This is a genomic window from Bradyrhizobium ivorense, assembly GCF_900696085.1.
GTDB classification, from domain to species: Bacteria; Pseudomonadota; Alphaproteobacteria; order Rhizobiales; family Xanthobacteraceae; genus Bradyrhizobium; species Bradyrhizobium ivorense.
In genome coordinates, this window is sequence record NZ_CAADFC020000025.1 from 41,533 (window position 1) to 65,417 (window position 23,885).

Consider the following 23,885-nt stretch of genomic DNA (forward strand, 5'->3'; position numbering starts at 1 on the left):
CGCTTGCCGCTGGCGGGCGTTCCTAATGCGCGCGGCCGCCGCCAGGCAGCCGGCGATCGGCCAGTCCCCCTGTGGTGAGGTGCGACCAATTGTCGGTCCAGGGTTGCCGCCTTTCGGATCGGCCCGCGCCACCCTTCCGCCGCGGCACGCCGTCATATATGAAATTTGTCACTGGAATGTGCTGATTTGTCCCGGGGATCGGATTGGACGATGTGAAGGTGGCGGCAGTTGGTTAATCCAAGACGCGTAATCTCTGATGTGATCGACGCAAACCGCGGACTGGCATTGCAACCGGGGCATGGCATGGCAAATCGAACGACAACGGCGCAAACCACCGCGGCGATGCGGCGTTGGGGACCTCGCGCCATTGTGACTTTGGCGATGGTGGTCACACTTGCGGCGCCTGCCAGTGGCGCCGGGGCGAAGCAGCAGCGCCGCGAGGCCACCGTCGAGGCGACGGCGCCGCGCCAGTCGGGCGAGCCGCTGATGGCGATCGTCTCGATCGCGAGCCAGAAGGTCACGTTCTACGACGCCGAGGGGTGGATCTACCGCGCGCCGGTGTCGACCGGCGTCAAGGGACGCGAGACCCCGGCCGGCGTGTTCGCCGTGATCGAAAAGGACAAGGATCACCACTCGACGCTTTATGACGATGCCTGGATGCCGAACATGCAGCGCATCACGTGGAACGGGGTCGCGCTGCATGGCGGCCCGCTACCCGGCTATGCAGCGTCGCATGGCTGCATCCGGATGCCCTACGAGTTTGCGGAGAAGCTGTTCGACAAGGCCTATATCGGGATGCGGGTGATCATCTCGCCGGAGGACGCGGCGCCGGTCGAATTTTCTCACCCGGCGCTGTTCGTGCCGAACAAGGATGCGATTGCGGCCGCTCCGGGCCGGGCCCAGGCTGCGAGCCGCGAGGCCGCGGAAGCCGCGCGCGTGGCCGAGGAGGCGAAGAAGGCCGCCGCCACCACCGCGCGCGACCTCACATCACTCACGGCGGCGCTGCGTAAGCTGGAGCAGCAGAAGGCCCGCACCGCCGCCGAGCTCGCCTTCGCCGACAAGGCGATTGCCAACGCCAAGAACGACCAGGCCAAGGCGAAGGCCGAGGAGCTGAAGCAGAAGGCCGCTCCCAAGGCCGAGGAAGCCGCGACCCAGCTCGAGGCCGCTAAGGCCGATGCGACCGCGAAGCGCGACGCCGCCGCCGCGGCAAAGGACGCCGCCAAGGCGGCCGAGACCAAGAAGGCCGACACTGCCAAGACGGCGACCGAGGCCAAGCTCGCGCTCGAGCCGGTCTCGGTCTACATCAGCCGCTCGACGCAGAAGCTCTACGTCCGGCGCAACACCCACAAGGCGTGGCCCGACGGCGGCGAGGTGTTCGATTCCTCGATCGAGGTTCCGGTCACCATCCGCGATCCGAACCGGCCGATCGGCACGCATATCTTCACGGCGGTGGCGCGCAGCGGTTCCGGGCTGCGCTGGACCGCTGTGACGATCGACGAGGGTGACAACGCCAAGGATGCGCTCGACCGTGTCATCATCCCGCAGGACGTGCTCGACCGCATCGCACCGACCGCCATGCCGCGCTCCTCGATCATCGTCTCGGACGAGCCGCTGAGCAGCGAGACCAACTATCGCACCGAGTTCGTCGCGGTGCTGAGCAACCAGCCGCAGGGCGGCTTCATCACCCGCAAGCCGTCGATGGAGGACCGCATCGCGCGGACCGGCGGTTGGGGCAGCGAGGACGACGACGGTTTTGGCTTCTTCTCGCAGCGCTCCCCGCAGGCCAATAATTACAACTCGGGCAATAGCTGGGACTCTCCCTCCGGGAGCAATTGGTGGGGCCAGCAGGGCAACAGCGCGAACTACCCCCAGCCGGGGACGACGCGCCGGCGCAGCAGCGGCGGTCAGCCGTATTATTATGGCCAGCAGCGCTATTACCAGCAGCCGCAGCAACAGGGCTGGGGCTGGCAGTAGGCGCAAGCGTGTTGGCGGCGTGACCGCAGAGGCGAATAGGGCGCAAGAACTTGCGTCCTTCACGGCTCACTGAGCGCCGCAGCGGTCACACCGCGAGCAGGAGGTTATTTCGCAGAGGTCGCAGCCTGCGCCTTCGACAATTCGAGCAGCGCGGGCCGATAGGGCGGCTGGGGATCGTCGTCCTCAGGAATCGCGCAATAGCCGAATTCCTGCTGGATGCGCTGGATCTCCATCACGCGCTCGTTGAGGCGCTGCAGATGCTCCAGCGATTTGGCCTTCCAGTATTGGAAAGTGTCGAGCGTGAGGGGCACGAACGCGGTGCCGAACAGCGTCGGATCGGGGACGATGGTGCGGCCGAGCATCATGTATTTGTTGTCGCCGACGATCACGAGCGTCGCGTAGGGGCGCGCCGCGGTCATCCGGATGCCGTTGAGCGACAGCTCGACGATCTTGCTGTAGTAGGGCTCCTCGCGCCAGCGATCGGGATTCTCGATATCGACCTGGATGTTCAGGGTGTCCATGCCGAAATGCGGCACGATGCCCGACTTCTCGGGAAACCAGTCGTCGTCGAAATGCCCTTGCAGCCAGGCGCAGCTGAAGGTGCGGCACTGCCGCGGCCGCTGCGCGTAGATCTCGCAGCCGCCGCCGGACATGATGTGCTTGCACGCCGTGTTCACGGGCTTGCCGAGGTCGGTGACCTCGAGCACCTTGCAGCACAGCGTGCATGTTCCGCACTGCCGGACCGTCGGTGCCACCGGAATACCGAGCGCCCACGAGCCCTGGCTTTCGCGAAACACCAGCTTCTGCTTCTCCAGCGCGCTCAATGCGCGGTCGACCTTCAATCGGGACAAGCCGGTCGCGTCGATAATCGCTTTTGTCGTCGTCGCGCCGCTTTCGAGCGCCCGAACGACGACCAAGTTCACCTGATCCATTTTCCTGGCTTCTGTGCCTGGTGTGAGGTCGCGGGCCTCCGCCTGCGACCGCTCGCGTCTTCGTATTCGGAATTGCTGCAGCCGAACCCGGCGATAACACAAGCCTATCGGCGCGAACAAGGTGCCGCAACGGGCCGGGTTCCGGGCGGGCACCCGGGACGACGAGGGGAGAGGGGAATGCGGATCTGCGTCCCCACCCACAATTGTCATCGCCCGGCTCGACCGGGCGATCCAGTACACCGCGGCTTCTCGGCTCAATCACTGCAGCCTCTGGAATACTGGATCACCGGCACGCGTCGCTGAAAGAGCTATCAGATCCGTCATCCTGAGGTGCGAGCTCTTGCGAGCCTCGAAGGATCGACGGCCACCAGCCTGGCCGATTCATCCTTCGAGGCTCGCTCAGCGGCGCAATTGCGCCGCAACGCTCGCACCTCAGGATGACGGTTCAAGAGGCACCATGCGCAAACCACCCGCGCAGCAAGGTTGCTAAAATCGCGATTGCCGAGTGCCTCATCTTCGGGCAATGACGGCCGCAAATGAACAAGAGCTTCGAGGCAACTGCCGCTCGTCTGGCGCCGGCGATCTTTGTCGTGCTGTGGAGCACCGGATTTATCGGCACCAAATACGTCATCAACAACGCGGAGCCGCTGACCTATCTGGCGATCCGGATGGCGTTCGTAGTGGTGGTGATGGCGGTGATTGCCGCGGTGGCGCGGCCGACATGGCCGGACCGCATCGGCGTTTTCCACAGCGCGGTGGCCGGCATTCTGGTGCACGGCTTCTATCTCGGCGGCACTGCGATTGCGATCGCGCATTCGATTCCGGCCGGGCTGTCGGCGCTGATCCCCGGACTGCAGCCGATCCTGACCTCGACGATTGCAAATCGCTGGCTCGGCGAGCGCGTCACGCCGCTGCAATGGGGCGGCTTGGTGCTCGGGCTCGCCGGCGTCGTGCTGATCCTGCACGACCGGCCGCTGACCGGCGAGGCCGGCTGGGGCTGGCTCGCCTCGATCGTCTCGCTGATATCAATCACGCTCGGCACGCTCTATCAGCGGCGCTACTGCAACCGGATCGACTGGCGCGCCGGCAATCTCGTGCAGTACGTCGCGGTGACGATCTTCTTCGGCATCGGCGCCTATATGTTCGAGACCAACGTCGTGCATTGGAACGCCGAATTCGTGCTGGCGCTGGCCTGGCTGGTGTTCGCGCTGTCGGTCGGCTCGATCGGGCTGTTGTACTGGCTGATCCGCCATCATGCCGCGACTTCGGTCGCAAGCCTTTTCTATCTGGTGCCGGCGGTGACCGCGCTGATGGCCTATGTGCTGTTCAACGAGCGGCTCGACACCGTCGCGATCATGGGTATGGCGGCCTGTGCCGCGGCGGTGCTGCTGGTCAACCGCCGCGGATAGGCTCGCTCACGCGCCCTGCGCAATCGCGGGCGGTTACTTCGGCTGCGGCACGATGCGGATATACGGCTTCGGCGACTTCCAGCCCTGCGGATAGATCGTCTTGGCCTCGTCGTCAGTGACCGAGCCCGCGATGATCACGTCCTCGCCCTGCTTCCAGTCGGCGGGGGTGGCGACGCGGTGCTTGGCGGTCATCTGCAGCGAGTCGATCGAGCGCAGGATCTCCTGGAAATTGCGGCCGGTGGTCATCGGATAGACCATCACCAGCTTGATCTTCTTGTCCGGCCCGATCACGAACACGTTGCGGACGGTCTGGTTGTCGGCCGGCGTGCGGGTGAGGGGATCGCCGGAGGTCGAGGCCGGCAGCATCTCGTAGAGCTTGGAGACGTTGAAGTCGGTGTCGCCGATCATCGGATAGTTCGGCGCGGCACCCTGGGTTTCCTTGATGTCCTCGGACCATTTGGCGTGGCGGTCGACCGGATCGACCGACAGGCCCATGAGCTTGACGCCGCGCTTGTCGAATTCGGGCTTCAGCTTCGCCAGTGCGCCGAGCTCGGTGGTGCAGACCGGGGTGAAATCCTTCGGATGGGAGAACAGGAGGGCCCAGCTGTTGCCGATCCAGTCGTGGAACCGGATTTTACCTTCCGTGGTCTCAGCTTCGAAATCGGGTGCAACGGTGCCAATCGGGAGTGCCATGATCTTACCTCATCTCATTGAAGTTGCTGATGAATTCGTTTTAGAGGCGTCCGCGCCAGTATACGGCGCGCAAAGGCTCAAGTGAACTAGCTGATGAAAAAGGTGAAATTCTTCTCTCAGAGGCGGAACTCATAACACCTTCTTTTGATCCGTGCGCGTGCGGCGAAATAGCCCCGGCGGCACGAAAAGCTTCGGTATGCCCAGATAATGCCGCTTATCGCCGCCATCACGCCGCCCCTGGTTGTTATACGACCGAACCGTGACAGGGGTCACGGCGACCAAATGGCAACCATCTAAAAATCTCGGAACGCAAGTTCCGAATCATTAACCACTCGTTTACGCCCGCATGGAAAAGCTGGCTCCAGAATAGGAATTGAAAGCTCCAACAATGTCTGCCCCAAGTACCAAGACCGCTGAGTTTCTCAGCGGTGCGTTGCAACCGTCCTGCCGCAAGACCGCCGCCCATGCGCTGACCATTGTACGCGACGGCGTCATCACCGGCGAAGGCCCGACCACCAGGGGCCGCATCCATTTCTCCCGCTCGCTCGATGCCGATGACGCTGCCTGGTGCGCGCGCATCCTGACGGCGACCGCTGTCGAGCATCAGCCGGTCAGCCGGGCCGAGATCGAGGCGCTGTTCGCGATCAACGAGGCCGCCGCCGAGCGTTCGGACGACGGCAGATTCGACGACCTGCTCGCCAAGGCGATTGCCCATCATGCCGCCTCCGAGTCCGGCCTGCCGGTGCCGCCGCGCACCGTGGCATTGTCGCCGGATACCGACATCGAGGGCTGGGCGCCGACCCAGGGCGCCAAGATCGACACCAAGGTTTTGGAATGGATCGCCGGCCAGATGCGCGGCAAGCGCCGCGCCGGCCGTGCGCTGGCGGCGCTGGTGGCCACGCTGGTCGGCGCTACCGCGCTGCCGCTGGCGGCGCAGCTGCCCATCGTGCTCGATATCGGGATGATGTAAAGGCCATCATCCCGATTGGGGGTTTTCGAGAGCGGCGGGGATCACTTCCCCGCCGTTTTCTGTTTGCCGCCCTCGGCCTCGAGCCCGAGCGTCCGCCCCGGGAATCCGGCGACGTCGAAATAGCGGGTCGAAAGCACGCGCTGGAATTTCAGCACCGTGCGCAGCCCGTTGGCGGCCGGCTTCGACGAGATGGTGCCGTCGGCCATCTTCGGCACGATGCCGTTGGGCAGCGCTTCCGACATCACCCGGCCGATTAGCCCGCCATTGTTGGGCGCGCGCAGGCCGAGCAGTTGCGCCGCGGTCATGCCGACGTCGGCGTTGCTGACCGGCAGCGCGTCGACATAGCCCGACTTGAAGTCGGGGCCGATCGCCGCGGTGAAGTTGAAAGTGTCGCCACGGCTGAAGCTGCCATGCATGCCCTGGCCCTGGCGCAGCACGGTGTCGGCGATCTGGACCGAGCAGTTGGTCGGGATCTCGCAGCCGCTCGACCAGGAGCGGAAGTTGACCACGATCGACGGGTTCGGCGTCACCGCCTTGCCCTTCAGATTGAGGTTCGACATCGGCAGCGTGCCGGCAAACTTGCCGAGCTTGTCGTCGACGAACAGGCCACTGACATAGTCCTGCTCGAGCAGCGCCTTGACGATGCGGTCGGCAAGCTTTTTGTCCTTGTTCGGCAGGTAGATCAGGTCCGAGCCGCCATTGGTCGCGATCACGACGTCGGGCTTGGCCGGGTCCTGGCCGAGCACGCCGTTGCCGGCTTTGGGGTGGGCGTTGTCGGCGACCTTGGCGTTCTTGTCGTTGGGGTCGTAGAGCGGCAGGTTCAGCGCCTTGGCGAGATCGATCGCCAGAAAACCCATCGGCAGGAAGTCCTTCGGCGTGTCGTCGTAGGCGATCTTGGCCGACGGGCTGGTCTTGCTCTCCTTCGAGATCGTCGAAAAACCGTGGTCGGAGGAGACGATGATGTTGGTGCTGTCGGCGAGGCCGAGGTCGCCGAGCGCCTTGCGGAGCTGGGCGAGGTTGTTGTCGGCGTTCTTGATGCCGGCCATCGAGGTCGGGCCGTTGATACCGGGGGTGATGGTGTTGAGGCTGTCGCCGGTGTTGTGCTGGCTGCCGTCGGGATCGCGCGACCAGAACACCAGCACGAACGGCTTGTTGCGCGCCTTGAACATCGGCAGCACCACCTTGGTCGCGACATCGGCCATGTAGACCTGCTGCGCGACATTGGCGACGGTGGTGCCGGGGGTCTTGGCATCGCCGGCCTTGGCGTTGTCGCCGCGGCTCGGGGTGGCGAGCGGCAGGCCGGCCTTGGTCAAGGCGTCCTTCATCTCGTCGGAGAGCGGCACGCCGGTCTTGCCGCCGGTGGAATCGTCGATCACGATCGTGTTCTTGCCGCGATCGGTGTGGTCGAACAGCAGGGTGGGGCCGACCTTGCCGATGGCGGCGGTGCTAAACCCCTGGCCGCGGGCCATCTTCAGCAGCGTCTCCTCGTTGAGCTAGTCGCCGTTGAAATGGTCGTCGACGTCGGCGAGCACGGCGTCGTTCTCGATGAAGGGCACCACGGTATCGCCGGCCGGCGCCGAGCTGTAGCCGGTGTAGATCGTATTGGAGAAGGTGCCGGTGTCGCCGAGGTAATGGCCGGTCGACAGCGCCGAGCTGTTCGCCATGGTGAAGGTCGGGAACAGCGAATGCGAATTCTTGAAGTTGACGCCCTTGTCGCGGATCTCGGCCATCGCCGGCGCCGTCTCGGCCGTCACGATGCCACCGCGCAGGCCGTCCGGCACGAACAGAATGAGGTTGCGGGGCTTTGCATTCTGCGCCGACGCAGCGCCGGCAGAAAGCGCGATCATGCTCGCGGACAGCAATGTAATGGCACGGCGCATGTGTTCATTCCCCCTGATCAAGCCCGCGGCAGATCGCCGCCGTCTTCGTTTAGTTTTGCCACATGACAGAATTGTTACAGCGTCCTCACGCCGCGACAACAGTTTAGTTTCTCCAACGAAGCGCCGGCGCAAACCCCATCATTCCGCCGGCTGAATCGCCGTTCTCTCATTACGCGCGGCGCGGCCCGCATGGCCGTACCGCGCATACAGCGCAGGCAGCACGGCGAGCGTCAGCAGCGTTGCGCTGATCAGGCCGCCGATCACGACGGTGGCGAGCGGCTTCTGCACCTCGGCGCCGGTGCCGGTGGCAAACGCCATCGGCACGAAGCCGAGCGAGGCGACCAGCGCCGTCATCACCACCGGGCGGAAGCGGGTGAGGGCGCCTTGCTCGATCGCCGCGCGCATCGGCACGCCGCGATCGCGCAGCTGACGGATGAAGCTCAGCATCACGAGCCCGTTCAGCACCGCCACGCCCGACAGCGCGATGAAGCCGACCGCGGCGGAGATCGAGAACGGCATGCCGCGCAGCCAGAGCGCGGCGATGCCGCCGGTGAGCGCCAGCGGCACCGCGCTGAACACCAAAAGCGCATCGCGCGCCGAGCCCATCGCCGCCAGCAGCAACAGAAAGATCATGGCAAAACAGGCCGGCACCACGATCGCAAGGCGCTGGCGCGCGGCGGCGAGATTCTCGGATTGGCCGCCCCAGGTCATCCAGTAGCCGGGCGGCAGCTTGACCGCTTGCGCGACCTTGGCCTGGGCTTCCTCGACCACCGAGCCGAGATCGCGGCCACGGACATTGGCGGTCACCACGATGCGGCGCTTGCCGTTCTCGCGGCTGATCTGGTTCGGCCCCTCGGTGAAGGAGAACTGCGCCACACGATTCAGCGGCAGGCTCTGCACCGGCGAGCTCGGCGTCGCCTTCGGCAGCGCGACCGGCAGATTGCTCAGCGCCTCCAGATCGGAGCGCACGCTCTCCGGCAGCCGCACCACGATGTCGAAGCTGCGGTCGCCCTCATAGACGACGCCGGCGTCCTGGCCGCCGACCGCGGCGCCGATCACGTCCTGCACCGCCGAGACGCTCAGCCCGCGCCGGGCGATCGCCGCCTTGTCGACCTTGATCTCGAGCACGGGCAGGCCGCCGGCCTGCTCGACCTTGACGTCGCTCGCGCCGCGGACGCTGCGCAGCGCCGCCGCAATCTGGTTCGCCGCCTTCTGCATCGGCTCGAACTCGTCGCCGAACACTTTGACGGCGATGTCGCCGCGCACGCCGGCGAGCAGCTCGTTGAAGCGCATCTGGATCGGCTGGGTGAACTCGTAGACGTTGCCGGGTAAGCGCCCGACCGCCTTCGCAATGTCCTCGATCAGCCGCTCCTTGGTCATCGACGGATCCGGCCACTGTTCGCGCGGCTTGAGGATGATGAAGGTGTCGGAGGCGTTCGGCGGCATCGGATCGCTCGCCACCTCCGCGGTGCCGGTCTTGGAGAACACGAACGACACCTGCGGAAAGCGGCTGACCGTCTTCTCGACCGACAGCTGCATCGCCTGCGACTGCGACAGCGCCGTGCTCGGAATTCTGAGCGCGTGCATCGCGATGTTTTTCTCGTCGAGCGAGGGGATGAACTCCTGGCCGAGGCGCGAGAAGCCGAACAGGGCAGTTGCGAACAGCACGACCGCCACTGCAATGACCGGCACGGGTGTTGCAACGGAGCGCCGCAGCAGCGGGCTGTACCAGCGCTTCAAGGTGGCGACGAGACGGTTCTCCTGCTCCTGCACGCGGCCGGTGATGGCGATTGCGATCAGCGCAGGAACCAGCGTCAGCGACAGCACGAAGGCCGCGGCGAGCGCGAGGATCACGGTCAGCGCCATCGGCTCGAACATCTTGCCTTCGACGCCGGTGAAGGTCAGCAGCGGCACGTAGACCAAAAGGATGATGGCCTGGCCGTAGAGGCTCGGCTGCACCATCTCGACGGCGGAGGCGCGCACTGTGGCCAGCCGCTCGTCGCGGCTGAGGACGCGGCCGAGCGCCTGCTGCTTCTCGGCGAGGTGGCGCAGGCTGTTCTCGGTGATGATGACGGCGCCGTCGACGATCAGGCCGAAATCCAGCGCGCCGAGGCTCATCAGGTTGGCGCTGATCCGGCCCTGCCACATCCCGATCGCGGTCATCAGCATGGCGATCGGGATCACCAGGGCGGTGATCAATGCAGCGCGAAAATTGCCGAGCAGCAGGAACAGCACCGCGATCACCAGCAGCGCGCCTTCAGAGAGGTTGCGCGCCACCGTGCCGATGGTCGCATCGACCAGCTGCGTGCGATCGAGCACCGTCGTGACCTCGACGCCGGCCGGCAGCGACGGCGCAATCGCGCGCAGCTTGGCGTCGACCGCCGACGACACCGTGCGGCTGTTGGCGCCGATCAGCATCAGCGCGGTGCCGACCACGACCTCGCGGCCGTTCTCGCTGGCGCTGCCGGTGCGGGTCTCGCCGCCGATCGACACGGTTGCGAGGTCGCGGATGCGGACCGGCACGCCACCACGCGTGGTGACGACGACGGCGCCGAGCTCATCCATGGTCTCGAGGCGGCCGCCGGAGCGCACCACAAAGCCTTCGCCGTTGCGCTCGATATAGCGCGCGCCGCGGCTGACATTGTTGCTCTCGATCGCCTTGGCGACGTCGGCGAAGGTGAGTCCGAGCGCGATCAGCTTGGCCGCATCGGGATGCACCTGGTACTGCTTCAGATAGCCACCGATCGAATCGACGCCGGCGACGCCGGGCACCATCTTGATCTGCGGCTTGATGATCCAGTCCTGCACCGTGCGCAGATAGGCGTCCTTCTCGACCTCGCTGTGCAGGACCTGCCCGTCGGCGGTGAGAAAGCGGCCGTCGCTCTGCAGGCCCGGCGCGCCGTCGGTCTGCACCGGCTGGCCCGAGAAGTGGACGGTCCACATGTAGATTTCGCCGAGCCCGGTCGAGGTCGGGCCGATCCGTGGCTCGATGCCCTGCGGCAGGCGCGCGCGAACCTCGGTCAGGCGCTCACCGATCTGCTGGCGGGCGAAATAGATGTCGGTGCCTTCGCTGAACACGGCGGTGATCTGCGAAAAGCCGTTGCGGGACAGCGACCGCGTGCTCTCCAGTCCCGGCGCGCCCGCCAGCGCGGTTTCGATCGGGAAGGTGATCTGCTTCTCGATTTCCGCCGGCGACAGCGCGGGGGCCGTGGTATTGATCTGCACCTGCTTGTTGGTGATGTCGGGCACCGCGTCGATCGGCAGTTTTGTCAGCGCGACGCCGCCGAGCAGCATCAGGATGGCGGCGAGCGTCACGACGACCCAGCGGCGCTGGATCGCAAGACCGATGATGCGCTCAATCATGGCTGTGCTCCGCCTCGTCCTTCTCGAGCTCGGCCTTCAGCGTAAAAGTGTTTTGCACGGCGATGGTCTCGCCGGCGGCGAGGCCGGCGACGATCTCGATATCGTCATCATCCTCGCGGCCGGTGCGGACGGACCTCGCCTCAAAGCCGTCGGCGTCGCGCACGAACACCGTCGGCGTACCCTTGATGGTCTGCAGCGCCTTCTTCGAGACGATCACCCTCGATGGCGCGCCGGCGAGCGGCACTTCCGCGGTGACGAAGGTGCCGGGCTTCCAGCGGTGCTCCTTGTTGGGCAGGGTCGCGATCACGCGCGCGTTGCGGGTTTCACGGTCGAGCAGGGGGCTGACGAAGATCACGTCGGCGCCGGCTTCGTCCTCGGTGCCGATGGCGCGGATCTTGACCGAGACGCCTTCGCGGACCGCGCCGATGTCCTCGGGCGAGACCGCGAGGTCGACCCAGATGTCGTCGAGATTGACGATGACGTAGAGCTCGCTTTCCTGGCCCTCGCGGCCGATCAGGCCGCCGAGATCGACGCGCCGCTCCGAGACCCGGCCCGAGATCGGCGCCCGCAGGAACTGGGTGCGCAGGCTTTCCGGCGGCTGGTTCGGCAGGTCGGCGATCTCGCTCTCCGAAAGGCCCAGCGCAAACAGCTTTTGCCGCGCGCCGTCGAGTTTGATCTGGGCGTCGTTCGCGGTCAGGCGCGTGCGCAGGAACTCGTTCTCCGACACGGTGCGGCTCTCGACCAGCGTCTTCTGCCTGACGTAGAGCGTCTGCTGCAGATCGTTGGTCAGGAGCGCAGCGAGGTATCCGCTCTTGGCGTCGGCCACCTCGCGGCTCTCGATCGCGGCGACGATCTCGCCCTTCGCGACACTGTCGCCGAGACGCTTGCGCAGTTCGGTGACCGTTCCCAGCACGCGCACCGAGACGCGGCCGATATGGTCGGCGTCGGGGATCAGCGACCCCGGCGCGAGGAAATGCCGCTTCAGCATGCCGCCGCTGGCCTGCGCCAGCGTGATGCCGGCGTCGCGAACCTGGTCGTCGGCAAGCTCGATGTGTCCGGGCGCTTCGTGCCTGGCCTCGGCTTTCGAGCCCGCTGTCGCGGTGTCCTGCCGTGCAGCCGGCAGCGTGACCGGCCAGCCCATCGATCCGGCCGCCAGAACAACCAATCCGATGCCGGCGGCGACACCGGCGAGAAATAGAACAATCCGTTTCATCTGCGCCTCTCCGCAGCGCAGGCCAAAGGGCTCGCGCTGTCGCAACATCGATCTGTGCGGAATCCGTCTCGCGGCCCCGAGGGCCGCGAGACGCGGCCGGTCATGCCGACCGGATCAGGCGCGTGGCGGTTTGAACGGAGAGAGGCGGTCGGCCGAGCCCGGCAGGTACATGCTGGCGTCGCCATAGGCATGCAGTGAGTACGCGACGGGGAACGCGGCCACGAGCGGCGCGACCGACGCAACGTGCGTCAGGCAATGATCGCCGTGGAGCGCGGCCGGATGCGCCGGGGCCTTGCCGCCGGTGTCGTTGATCGACTGCGCAATGGCGATGGCAGAAGCCGCGTCGTCATCGCCGTCGAAGGTCCAGCCGTGGAAGAAGGACAGCACCAGCGCAAACGAAATCAATCCCGCGAGCAGGCTGCGCCAGCGGCGCGTCCCGCGCAGGGAAGATCGAATCGTGGCTGATGACGTCTCCATGCGCCCTAGTTAGCGCCGCATCCGCACCCGTTCAAGCTTGCGCCCGCGGCAGATTCGCCGGGAACACAATGCGAATGCTATAACGTTACGCGGTCGGCAGCGCGGCGCAGCCACCATCTGCGCGCGGCGACCACGGCCCAGACCGCCTCGACGAGGCCGAATGGCCAGGCGCCCTGCAGGAAGCCGTAGGCCGAGCCGAGCGCACAGGCGACGGCGAACGCCAGGATGAACCACGGGCTGCGGTCTTCGGCCGCATAGCAGACCAGCATCAGCGTCACCGCGAACAATCCGAACAGCGTCAGTGCATCCATCGCGTGGCCCGGTCTCGATCGTGTTGTGTGAGCATGCTTGCCGGTGACCGCCTCTTCAACCGATACGACCATGCCCAGGCAAACAACGCACCCGGCTACCGCCGTAAGCAAAGGCTTAATGCCTCCGACATAATGTCGTCGCGATCCTGCCCCCGCGCGAACCTCCGGTTAACCATGCGGCTTCTGCCAATCAAGGACCCCGAACGGTCCTGGAGAAACATCAAGGCACGGTGGAAGAAGGACGCTGAAGGCGTCGGCGAGGATTTTGCCAGCTTCGGCGGCATCGCGGCGTTCGATGCGCTGACCGCCAAGGAAGGCGACAATCAGGGTCTGTACTATCTGGCCGACGATCAGCGCGTTCACGCGGTCTGCCAGGTCAGGCGCCTGTTGATGAGCAAATATCCAACGCCGGCCTTGAACGTGCGCTTCGTCAACGTCTCTCCGATCTATGACCTCGGCCTTGCCGACACCGGTGAATACGCGCAGATCCTTGTGGCATTGTTCTCCGGGATCATCTGGCTCTCGCGGGATGCGCTGTCGGCGAACCACATCCGCTTCTTCCTGAAGAGCCCCGGCGACTCGCAATTCTTCGCGCCGCTCCAGGCCGCTACGCCGCATTCCCCGTTTTCGAAGTTCACCATCGAGGGCGCGCTGATCGAGTGCAGCCTGAAAGAGGCCGGCGCAACGCAAGCGGCGGCCTCCTGACCGAGCGTTGTCGTGCCGGCCGCGATCGTCTTAACCCCCCGATAACTGATTTTCCTAACGACCCCTTGGGTTGTGTTCCCGTACAAGGGCACCCGCAGGGCAGGAAAATGTCGGTTGGTTCAACGTGCAGCGCGATGCCGGAAAACCGGTGGCTGTCGATCAAAGGTGTGCTGCGCGCCACGCGGATGGGCGCCATCCAGTGGCTCGTGCTGAGCGCCGCGCTGCTGGTGCTCGCCATCACGCTCGGCACCGGCTACCTTGCATTGCAGTTTCGCGAGCGTGCGCTGGAGATGTCCGAGCGCGAGCTCAACAACACGGCGCTGTTGCTGTCGCGGCATTTCGACCAGCAGCTCAGCGATCTCCAGCACGTCCACGACGATATCGTGAGCTACCTGCAGGCCGGTCAGGTCGACACCGCCGACCAGTTCGAAAAGACGATGTCGCTGCTCAGCGCGCACGAGATGCTGCGCACCCGCCTTGCGGCTCTGCCGCATGTCGGCGGGCTCAATGTCTTCAACGCCAAGGGTTGGCTGATCAACTCGTCCGAGATGTGGCCGGTGCCCGACATCAATATCGCTGACCGGCGCTACTATCAGGAATTCACCTCGGGCAGGCCGACGTCGCCGGTCATCGTCGAGCCGGCGATGAGCAAGGTGACCGGCAACTGGACCACGATCTTCGCCCGCCGGATCACCGGCCGTAACGGCGAGATCATCGGCTTTGCCAGCCGCGGCGTCGAGCCCAGCCATTTCGAGGATTTCGTCGCGTCGCTGGCGCTGAACGGCGACACCGTGATCTCGATGATTCACCGCGACGGCACCATCATCGCCCGCTACCCGCAGGATGCCAGCGTGGTCGGCCGCAACGTCATCGATCAGCCGCTGTTCCGCAAGGTCCTGAGCCTCGGCGGCAACACGTCGGGCCGCTTCGCCGGCACGTCGGGCGAGGAGAATGTCGGGGCGGTCCGGTCGCTGTCGCATTTTCCGATCCTGATCCTGGCGACGACCCGGACGTCCACCGCACTGGAGGACTGGCGCGCCCAGACCAAGCTGCAGTTCTGCGCCGCTGTGCTCGCGGTGCTGATCGTCGTCGTCACGATCTTCCTGATCGTGCGCCAGCTGCAGCGCCAGCACGAGGCGGCGCGGCGCCGGCTGTCCGAGAAGAGCCAGCATCTCGACACCGCTATCAACACCATGACGCAGGGCCTGCTGCTGTTCGACGCCTCGGGCCGGCTGGTGATCTGCAATCAGCAATATATCGAGATGTTCGGTATCTCGCCGGAGATCGCAAGGCCCGGCTGCCACCTGCGCGAGCTGATCCTGCACCGACAGGCGACCGGCTCCTTTGTTGGCGACGTCGACGACTACTGCGCCCGTTTCACCAGTCCTGACAATGCCGAGGTCCAGGACATGGTGATCGCGACGCCCGACGGCCGCAACATCCGCCTGATCTACAAGCGTTCGCCCGACGGCGGCTGGGCCACCACGCTCGAGGACGTCACCGAGGGCCGGCGCGCCCAGGCCAGGATCGAGTATCTCGCGCATTACGATGCGCTGACCAATCTGCCGAACCGGATGCTGTTCCAGCGCCACGCGGAAGGGCTGCTGCTCGAGCCCGCCGCGCGCGAATTCGCGATCCTCTACATCGATATCGACGAGTTCAAGCGCATCAACGACACGCTCGGCCATCTGGTCGGCGACGAATTCCTGCGCAGCGTGGCCGAGAAGCTGCGCCGGTCGGTCGGGCCGAACGACTTCATCGCACGCCTCGGCGGCGACGAGTTCGCGATCGTGCAGCACGACATCGCCTCGGATGACGACGTCAACGGACTGGTCGCGCGGATCTATCAGTCGCTGCGCGCGGCGTTCGACTGCCACGGCCATCGGCTGTCCGGCGATGCCAGCATCGGGATCGCGATCGCGCCGCGCCATGGCGCCGACCTGTTCGGCCTGCTCAAATGCGCCGACCTTGCGATGTACGCCGCCAAGGCGGCCGGCCGCCGGACCTATCGCTTCTTCGATCCGGCGATGGAAGCCCAGGCCAATCTGCGCCGCGAGCTGGAGGCCGACCTGCGCACCGCGCTGGCCGAGGGCGGCTTCGAGCTGCACTATCAGCCGCTGGTCGATCTGCGCAGCGACGAGGTGACCGGCTGCGAAGCGCTGCTGCGCTGGCGCCATCCGGTGCGCGGCATGATCTCGCCGGCGGAGTTCGTGCCGGTTGCCGAGGAAACCGGCCTGATCGAGGACATCGGGCAGTGGGTGCTGCGCACCGCGTGCATCGAGGCGGCGGCGTGGCCGGCGCATGTGCGGGTCGCGGTCAACGTTTCGCCGGTGCAGTTCAAATCGGAGACGCTGTCGCTGAAGGTCGCGAGCGCGCTCGCCGAGAGCGGGCTCGACGCGCGGCGGCTCGAGCTCGAGATCACCGAGGCGGTGCTGATCGCCGACGACGATGCGGCGCTGGTCACGCTCGGCCAGCTTCGCGCACTCGGCGTCCACATCGCGCTCGACGATTTCGGCACCGGCTACTCGTCGCTGCAATATCTGCAGCGCTTCCCGTTCGACAAGATCAAGATCGACCGCAGCTTCGTCAAGGAAGTGACCCGTAACTCCGGCTCGGCCTCGATCATCCGCGCGGTGGTCTCGATCGCCGCCGACCGCAACATGATCACGACGGCCGAAGGCGTCGAGACCGACCAGCAGCGCGACACCGTGCAGATGCTCGGCTGCACCCAGATGCAGGGCTATCTGTTCAGCAGGCCGGTTCCCGCACCCGACCTGCGGACGCTGCTGGCAGCCGACAGCGTCGAAGACGCCGCCTGAGCGATCCGCCGTTCGAAGCGCCTTCGATCCATCAGGAACAATCCATGCCGCCTCAAATTGGGAGTCCAACGACGACTTTCAGAATCGAGGCGGTCCATGAAAAGCAGGCAGGTATCCGATGCGCCCGGTGCGCAGGTTCACGTCGTTGTGCTCGACAGCGGCGAGGAGACCTTTGCCGCGCTGACGAAATTCGCCAACGATGAAAAGCTGGCGGCGGCATCGCTGACCGCGATCGGGGCGTTCGCGCGGGCGACCGTCGGCTGGTTCGATTTCGCGTCAAAGACCTACCGCAAGATCGAGATCGACGAGCAGTGCGAGGTGCTGAGCGCCGTCGGCGACGTCGCCACCGGCGACGACGGCAAGGCCAGCCTTCATATCCATATCGTGCTCGGCTTGTCCGACGGCTCGACCCGCGGCGGTCACCTGCTTGCAGGTCACGTGCGGCCGACCCTGGAGGTGGTGCTCACGGAAGTGCCGACCAGGCTACGTCGCACCAAGCGGCCCGATCTCGGCATCGCCTTGATCGATCTCGCCGCGAAGTAGGCGTCGTCCGGCGGGGCTATTGCATATGGCTACGGGCCGGGTCGCATAACTCGTCATGCCAAGCTCGTCCCGCGCAGCTGCGGCCGTTTGCGCGATTTCGGAATATTGGAAGAATAACGGTGAGTTGCCCGACGTGTCAAGCGGCGTGTCGAACGCGGCGTGTCGAACGCTGGCCCGGTCGAGCGCCGGCCGTCACCGGCTACTTTGCATGGGGTTGTTTTTCGGCATTTGGCGGCGCGCCCCGCTGGGTAGGGGGAGCGAGCTACAAATTTCGATCTGCCGGGGCCGAACGCGGAACCGGAACCGCGGAACCGCGTTCCCTCGCGGGGGCTCGACCCGGCAGGCAATCCATGAAGACCGCAGCAACGTCGGCGGCCATACTCCTGTTTGCCTCTTGTGCGGCAAACGCGGAGAGCGGCCTTGCGTCCTATTATCGTGGCATCGGCAGGAACGGCGAGATGACCTGCGCGCATCGCCACAGGGCATTCGGAACCATGCTCACCGTCTCCTATCGCGGGCGATCGATCCGCTGCCGCGTCAATGACCGCGGCCCGTTCATCCGCGGACGCATCATCGACGTGTCGACCACGGCGGCGCGGGCGCTCGGCATCCTGCAGCACGGCGTCGCGCATGTCGTGATTCAGTAGCGGCGCAGCCGGCGCGCTGCGTTCAAGGTCGGGAAGCGCGCTGCTCGGCGATCGCCTTGCGCAGCGTGCGCGACAGCGCCTCGACCGAATAGGGTTTCTGGATCAGCTCGAAGCCGCTGTGGGCGTTCTCGGCAAGCACGTTGCTGTAGCCGCTGGTCAGCACCACCGGCAGGCCGGGGAAGCGGTCGCGGATGACGCCGGCGAGCTCGACGCCGTTCATGCCGGGCATGATCACGTCGGAGAACACGAGGTCGGCAGCGAACTCGTCCTCCGAGAGGATCGCGAGCGCCGCGTTGGCACTGGCGGCGCGCTTGACCGAGTAGCCGAGGTCCTCGAGCAGCTCGGTGGAGAATTGGCCGACATCGTCATTGTCCTCGACGACGAGGACGCGATAGCCGCGCCCGATCGAGGCCTGCTCGCTGCCGGCGATTGCTGCGATCTTGGCGTCGGCCGGGCGCATCGCCTGCGGCAGATAGATCGTAAAGGTGGCGCCGTGCCCGGGTTTGCTGGTGACCTCGATGTCGCCGTCGGACTGCTTGACGAAGCCGAAGGCCTGGCTCAGGCCGAGACCGGTTCCCTTGCCGACCTCCTTGGTCGTGAAGAACGGCTCGAAGATCGCGTCGAGATTTTCCGGCGAGATGCCGGTGCCGGTATCCCGGATCGAGACCGCGACGAAGTCGCCGCTGCGCGAGGCCTGGGCGCGCAGGGCAGGGATGGTCTGCACCTTCCTGACGGCGATCGTCAGCTGGCCCTCGCCATCCATGGCATCGCGGCCGTTGACCGCAAGATTGATCAGCGCGGTCTCGAACTGGCCGACGTCGGCGACCGCAAAGCAGTCGGGATTATCGATCCGCACCTCGATCTGAATCCGCACGCCGACCAGCGGGCGGATCAGCTGCACCACGCTGTCGACCTGGGCGCCGACGTTGAATACTTCGGGATTGAGCGGCTGCCGGCGTGCGAATGCCAACAGCTGCGCGGTCAGCTTGGAGGCCCGCTCCACGGTGTCTGCGATCGCATCGATGTAGCGGCGGCGACGCTCGTCGGGGAGATCGCGGCGGCGCAGGAAGTCGGTCGCGGAGCGGATGATGGTCAGCAAATTGTTGAAGTCGTGCGCGACGCCGCCGGTAAGCTGGCCGACTGCCTCCATCTTCTGCGACTGTCGCAGCGCCTCCTCGCCGCGGCGGCGTTCGGTGATGTCGACGGCCTCCGGCACGGCGCCGACGATGCTGCCGTGCTGGTCGAGCAGCGGCCGCATCGCAAAATCGAAATAGCGCTCGCCCATCGGCAGGCGCAGCTGCATCTCGAGCTTGACCTCCTCGCCACGCATCACGGTCGCAAAGGCATTCTGGATCGTGCGCGGCATGCCTTCGGTCTCGGTGAACCACGGCGTGTCCCAGAACGGCCTGCCGACGACGTCGCCCGCTTCGGCGCGGATGCCGGCCAGCGCCGTCTCGTTGGCGTAGAGCAAATTGCCGTCCTGGTTGAGCAGCATCTGATACTGATGGCTGGTTTCCAGGATCGCGCGCGTCTGCGCTTCGCGCGATTCGAGCTGCGCCGTGCGCTCCAGAATCCGCCGCTCCAGCGATTCGTTGAGCTTGCGCAGCTCGATCTCGGCCTCCTTGGCCGAGGTGATGTCGTGGGCGACGCCGATGAAGCCGATGTGCTTGCCGTTCGCATCCCAGCGCGGCTGCGATTCCGAGCGCAGCCAGCGCCAGTCGCCGGCGGCATTGCGGTAGCGCGCCTCGAGCACGAACGGTTTTAGCGAGAGCTCGCCGGTGATCTGCTCCTGCAGGATGCGCGGCAGGTCGTCCGGATGCAGCGCCTTGCGCCAGTCGAACACGATCGCTTCCTCGAACGGCAGGCCGAGGAAGTCGAGATAGGCCTGGTTGGCGAACGAGCGGGTGCGGTCGAGCTTGGTCACCCAGACCGGGACCGGCGCGCTGTCGGCGATCAGGCGGAAGCGCTCCTCGCTCTCGCGCAGCGTCTCCTGCGCCAGCATCTGGTCGGTGACGTCGAGATCGGCGCCGACCAGGCGCAGCGCGCGGCCGTTGCGGTCGCGCTCGATCTTGGCGACGACGCGGATCCAGCGGCTCTCGCCGTCGCTCGGACGGATGATCCGGTATTCGTCGGTGTAATCCTCGCCGCCGCTCTTCAGCACGCTGAACAGGTGCTCGATGGTGCGCTCGCGGTCCTCGGGATGAACCCGCGAGATCCAGTCCTCATAGGCCTCGTTGACGTGTGCGTCCGACAGCCCGTGCACCAGCAGATATTCGGGGGAGCGGATGTTGCGCACGCCGTCGCGGAAGTCGATCTCGAGCCCGCCGACCCGCGCGATGCGCTGGATCCGCGCCAGCTCGGCCTCGCGCTCCTGCAGCTCGCGATGGGCGCGGTCGCGCTCGCGCGCCAGCTCCTCAAGATGCTGCCGCAGCCGTTCGGCTGCCGCAGTTTCGGGGAGCACATCAGCGGGATCGGACGGGGTCATACGCGCAGGCAACCTCTGCGTTCAGTGAAACACAGGACGAGGCGGCTTTGCCAGCGGTGATTTTGCTGTGGTTACTTACCCTTGGCGGGTGGGCGGCAATTATAGGCCCTGCGGAACCCGGCTGCCTGCGCATCCTCCTCGGAGCAGAACCAGCGGTCCGGATTGGTTAAGCCGGGGTAACTGCGGCAGGCCTGCAGATGATAGATGCCGATATTGCCGGTGACGCGGGCGCGCACGGCGTATTTGCCCTTGATGTTGCAGCTTGCGGGCATCGGCAGGCTGTCGGGGAAGAGCGCGGCGCGTATCTGGGTGTCGCGGTCGGCGGGGCAGGAATTGCCGAGCAGGGCGCCGTCCTTCTTGCCGAGGCGGAAATCGCGCGGCGCGACGAAGCAGCCCTTCCACAGCCCGGCGCGATTGTCCCGCGCGGCGCCTTCATCCGGCTTGAAGCGGCCGGTCGCCGATGCCTCGAGGTTCAGCGCGTAACCCTTCTGAATCAGCAGCTGGCTCAGGCTGGTCGGGTCGCCCTCGATCTTGCAGACGCCGAGCCGGCGCTTCTTGGAGCTCGGATCGGCGCCGATGTCGTCGCAGCGCACCGGCTTGCCGCCGATCAGTTTTGCCAGTTGGTCCCGTGCTTCGATACCGCAGCTCCAGACGTCGGCGTGCTCGTCGGTGCAGAGCTGGTCGAGCGGCGGTGCGTCGATGCCGTCGAGCCGGTAGGTGGTGTTGCCAAGCTGGACGGTGCCGGCGTCCTTGATCACCGCTGACGCGGCGAGGCCGGGAGGCGCAGTCAGGCATGTCAGGAGAAGCGTCGTCAGAAGGGAAGCACGAAACTGCATTTTTTCACGTCGGGGGCCTGGCTGATGTCACGGACTGTCTAGCACAGTCGGGCGCGGTCAAACCAAGAGCCATGGCCCGATGGATCATCCGGCGCGTTGCAGTGAGTAGACTCAACTCAAACGGTACATTGACTTGATGAGAACAAAATAGGAACATAAGCCGGCTCCCTTGATCCGGATATTTCCCATGCCTGCCGCACTGCCCGAAACTGACGACGATAACGGGCTGGAAGCGGCCGTCGATCAGGCGATTTCCGCCTGCGGCGGGGACATGCGGGCGGCGATCCGCGCGTTGATCGTCGCCAATGAATTTCTGGAGAACGAGGTCAGCGAGCTGATGAAGGCGGTCTCGCACGCCTATACGCGCGGCCGCTTCCAGAGCTATTCGGGCTGAAATACCGCTCGGGCCGCCGAAGCGGCCGGGCAGGGCTGCACTTGCCTCCGGGACAATTTGCTGTACCACGGAGTGGTGACGCCCAATCGCCCGTGCCAGATTGCGCGGGGAGGATCCTGCCCAAAGTCCGAAAAAAGCCCAAGCAAGAGAGCATGTTCAAACGAATCCTGATCGCCAACCGCGGCGAGATCGCCTGCCGGGTCATCAAGACTGCGCGCCGTATGGGGATTGAGACGGTCGCCGTCTATTCCGAGGCCGACCGCGACGCGCTGCATGTCGAGATGGCCGACGAGGCCGTGCTGATCGGCCCGCCGGCCGCGGCCGAGAGCTACCTTCTGATCGACAAGATCGTCGAGGCCTGCCGCAAGACCGGCGCGCAGGCGGTACATCCCGGCTACGGCTTCCTGTCCGAGCGCGAGGCGTTTCCGCGCGCGCTGGAGGCGGCCGGCATCGTGTTCATCGGCCCCAACCCGGGCGCGATCGCCGCGATGGGCGACAAGATCGAATCCAAGAAGGCCGCTGCGAAGGCGAAAGTCTCGACCGTGCCCGGCCATCTCGGCGTGATCGAGGACGACAAGCACGCGGTGCAGATCGCCGACGAGATCGGCTATCCCGTGATGATCAAGGCCTCCGCCGGCGGCGGCGGCAAGGGCATGCGGATCGCGCATTCCAAGGCGGAGGTCGCCGAAGGCTTCAATCTGGCGAAAGCCGAGGCGAAATCCTCGTTCGGCGACGACCGCGTCTTCGTTGAAAAATTCATCGTCGATCCCCGGCACATCGAGATCCAGGTGCTCGGCGACAAGCACGGCAACGTGATCTATCTCGGCGAGCGCGAATGCTCGATCCAGCGCCGCAACCAGAAGGTCATCGAGGAGGCGCCGTCGCCGCTGCTGGATGAGACCACCCGCCGCAAGATGGGCGAGCAGGCGGTCGCGCTGGCCAAGGCGGTGAACTACGATTCGGCGGGCACCGTGGAGTTCGTCGCCGGCCAGGACAAGAGCTTCTACTTCCTGGAGATGAACACCCGTCTGCAGGTCGAGCATCCCGTCACCGAATTGATCACCGGCATCGATCTCGTCGAGCAGATGATCCGCGTCGCCGCCGGCGAGAAGCTTGCGATCGCGCAGAAGGACGTCACGCTGACCGGCTGGGCGGTGGAATCGCGCGTCTATGCCGAGGATCCGTTCCGCAACTTCCTGCCGTCGATCGGACGCCTGGTGAAATATCGCCCGCCGGCGGAAGCCAGCCATGACGGCGTCACGATCCGCAACGACACCGGCGTGCAGGAAGGCGGCGAGATCTCGATCCATTACGATCCGATGATCGCAAAGCTCGTTACCCATGCGCCGTCGCGTGCCGCCGCGATCGAGGCGCAGGCCACCGCGCTCGATGCGTTCTATGTCGACGGCATCAGGCACAACATTCCGTTCCTGTCGGCGCTGATGAACCATCCGCGCTGGCGCGAGGGCCGGCTCTCGACCGGCTTCATCGCCGAGGAATTTCCAAAGGGCTTTTCGGCGCGGCCGCCGGAAGGCGAGATCGCGCGGCGGCTTGCCGCGGTCGGCGCCGCCATCGACCACGTGCTGGGCGAGCGCAAGCGGCAGATTTCCGGCCAGATGGGCGGTCGCGTCGTGCAGCGCGAGCGGCGCCGCGCGGTGTGGCTCGATCGCGCCGAGATCGCGCTCGACGTCGCGCGCGAGGCTGACGCGATCGCGGTGCGCTTTATCGGCAGCGACAGCCTGCCGGGCAATCCGCACAATCTGGTGTCGAGCTGGGTGCCGGGCGAGCCGGTCTGGCAGGGCACCATCGACGGCAATTTTGTCGCGCTGCAGGTGCGCGCGATCAACAACGGCTTCCGCCTCGCGCATCAGGGCTTTGAGGTGCCGGTCTACGTCTTCACCGAGACCGAGGCGACCTCGGCGCGGCTGATGCCGGTGACCTCGGCGGCCGACACCGGCAAGAAGCTGCTGTGTCCGATGCCGGGCCTTGTGGTGTCGATCGCCGTGACCGAGGGCCAAGAGGTCAAGGCCGGCGAGACGCTGGCCGTGGTCGAGGCGATGAAGATGCAGAACGTGCTGCGCGCCGAGCGCGACGGCACGGTGAAGAAGATCCATGCCGCCGCCGGCGCCACGCTCGCCGTCGATGCGCTGATTCTGGAGTTCGTGTAGACCGTCATTGCGAGCGAAGCGAAGCAATCCATCTTTCCGCATATCGCGGCAGCAAGGATTGCTTCG

17 protein-coding genes and 1 pseudogene are annotated in these 23,885 nt (G+C 65.8%); 9 read left to right on the plus strand and 9 right to left on the minus strand.

What is annotated here, in order from left to right:
* Positions 1-303 precede the first annotated feature (303 nt).
* A complete protein-coding gene (locus CI41S_RS30430; protein WP_139862874.1) occupies positions 304-1,974 on the plus strand; it encodes a L,D-transpeptidase in 1,671 nt (556 codons plus the stop codon).
* Between the two features lie 104 nt (positions 1,975-2,078).
* On the opposite strand, the gene CI41S_RS30435 is transcribed toward CI41S_RS30430, so the two are convergent.
* Positions 2,079-2,906, minus strand: coding sequence for a YkgJ family cysteine cluster protein (locus CI41S_RS30435; RefSeq protein ID WP_139862875.1), 828 nt, complete (start codon positions 2,904-2,906; stop codon positions 2,079-2,081).
* 536 nt (positions 2,907-3,442) lie between these two features.
* On the opposite strand from CI41S_RS30435, the gene CI41S_RS30440 reads away from it, so the two are divergent.
* Complete coding sequence (locus CI41S_RS30440) at positions 3,443-4,315, plus strand: DMT family transporter (protein WP_139862876.1); 873 nt, start codon at positions 3,443-3,445, stop codon at positions 4,313-4,315.
* 33 nt (positions 4,316-4,348) lie between these two features.
* Here the strand turns inward: CI41S_RS30440 and CI41S_RS30445 are convergent, their stop codons facing one another.
* Entirely contained in the window at positions 4,349-5,008 is a 660-nt protein-coding gene (locus CI41S_RS30445) for a peroxiredoxin (RefSeq protein ID WP_139862877.1), read from the minus strand.
* Between the two features lie 388 nt (positions 5,009-5,396).
* On the opposite strand from CI41S_RS30445, the gene CI41S_RS30450 reads away from it, so the two are divergent.
* On the plus strand, positions 5,397-5,978 hold the full coding sequence (locus tag CI41S_RS30450) for a hypothetical protein (protein ID WP_139862878.1): 582 nt from the start codon (positions 5,397-5,399) through the stop codon (positions 5,976-5,978).
* Between the two features lie 41 nt (positions 5,979-6,019).
* Here CI41S_RS30450 and CI41S_RS30455 read toward each other — a convergent pair.
* The 5 genes and pseudogenes from CI41S_RS30455 to CI41S_RS30475 all read right to left on the minus strand — a co-directional run bounded on the left by CI41S_RS30455 (position 6,020) and on the right by CI41S_RS30475 (position 13,222).
* A pseudogene (locus CI41S_RS30455) lies at positions 6,020-7,858 on the minus strand (alkaline phosphatase family protein).
* A gap of 138 nt (positions 7,859-7,996) precedes the next feature.
* Entirely contained in the window at positions 7,997-11,221 is a 3,225-nt protein-coding gene (locus tag CI41S_RS30460; protein ID WP_139862879.1) for an efflux RND transporter permease subunit, read from the minus strand.
* Complete coding sequence (locus tag CI41S_RS30465) at positions 11,214-12,434, minus strand: efflux RND transporter periplasmic adaptor subunit (protein WP_139862880.1); 1,221 nt, start codon at positions 12,432-12,434, stop codon at positions 11,214-11,216. The genes CI41S_RS30460 and CI41S_RS30465 overlap by 8 nt, the downstream gene beginning before the upstream one ends.
* A gap of 114 nt (positions 12,435-12,548) precedes the next feature.
* Positions 12,549-12,911, minus strand: coding sequence for a hypothetical protein (locus tag CI41S_RS30470; protein ID WP_139862881.1), 363 nt, complete (start codon positions 12,909-12,911; stop codon positions 12,549-12,551).
* A gap of 77 nt (positions 12,912-12,988) precedes the next feature.
* A complete protein-coding gene (locus CI41S_RS30475; protein ID WP_139862882.1) occupies positions 12,989-13,222 on the minus strand; it encodes a hypothetical protein in 234 nt (77 codons plus the stop codon).
* A 27-nt stretch (positions 13,223-13,249) separates the two neighbouring features.
* Between CI41S_RS30475 and CI41S_RS30480 the strand changes: the two genes are divergently transcribed.
* The 4 genes from CI41S_RS30480 to CI41S_RS30495 all read left to right on the plus strand — a co-directional run bounded on the left by CI41S_RS30480 (position 13,250) and on the right by CI41S_RS30495 (position 17,936).
* Entirely contained in the window at positions 13,250-13,927 is a 678-nt protein-coding gene (locus CI41S_RS30480; RefSeq protein WP_139862883.1) for a hypothetical protein, read from the plus strand.
* 134 nt (positions 13,928-14,061) lie between these two features.
* Positions 14,062-16,746 carry a bifunctional diguanylate cyclase/phosphodiesterase gene (locus tag CI41S_RS30485; protein ID WP_244626736.1) on the plus strand — a complete coding sequence of 895 codons (2,685 nt, stop codon included), beginning with the start codon at positions 14,062-14,064 and terminating at the stop codon, positions 16,744-16,746.
* A 96-nt stretch (positions 16,747-16,842) separates the two neighbouring features.
* Complete coding sequence (locus tag CI41S_RS30490) at positions 16,843-17,289, plus strand: PPC domain-containing DNA-binding protein (protein ID WP_139862885.1); 447 nt, start codon at positions 16,843-16,845, stop codon at positions 17,287-17,289.
* Positions 17,290-17,639: 350 nt separating this feature from the next.
* On the plus strand, positions 17,640-17,936 hold the full coding sequence (locus CI41S_RS30495) for a septal ring lytic transglycosylase RlpA family protein (protein WP_139484442.1): 297 nt from the start codon (positions 17,640-17,642) through the stop codon (positions 17,934-17,936).
* Positions 17,937-17,958: 22 nt separating this feature from the next.
* Here the strand turns inward: CI41S_RS30495 and CI41S_RS30500 are convergent, their stop codons facing one another.
* Both CI41S_RS30500 and CI41S_RS30505 read right to left on the minus strand, forming a co-directional pair.
* Positions 17,959-20,421, minus strand: a complete 2,463-nt coding sequence (locus tag CI41S_RS30500) for a PAS domain-containing hybrid sensor histidine kinase/response regulator (RefSeq protein ID WP_244626737.1) — start codon at positions 20,419-20,421, stop codon at positions 17,959-17,961.
* Between the two features lie 71 nt (positions 20,422-20,492).
* Entirely contained in the window at positions 20,493-21,257 is a 765-nt protein-coding gene (locus tag CI41S_RS30505) for a thermonuclease family protein (RefSeq protein ID WP_139862887.1), read from the minus strand.
* Positions 21,258-21,444: 187 nt separating this feature from the next.
* On the opposite strand from CI41S_RS30505, the gene CI41S_RS30510 reads away from it, so the two are divergent.
* Positions 21,445-21,651: a hypothetical protein gene (locus CI41S_RS30510; protein ID WP_139484445.1), complete on the plus strand. Its 207-nt coding sequence runs from the start codon at positions 21,445-21,447 to the stop codon at positions 21,649-21,651.
* Positions 21,652-21,803: 152 nt separating this feature from the next.
* Positions 21,804-23,819 (plus strand): acetyl-CoA carboxylase biotin carboxylase subunit, encoded by a 2,016-nt coding sequence (locus tag CI41S_RS30515; RefSeq protein WP_139862888.1) that lies wholly within the window; start codon positions 21,804-21,806, stop codon positions 23,817-23,819.
* The last annotated feature ends 66 nt before the right edge of the window (positions 23,820-23,885 follow it).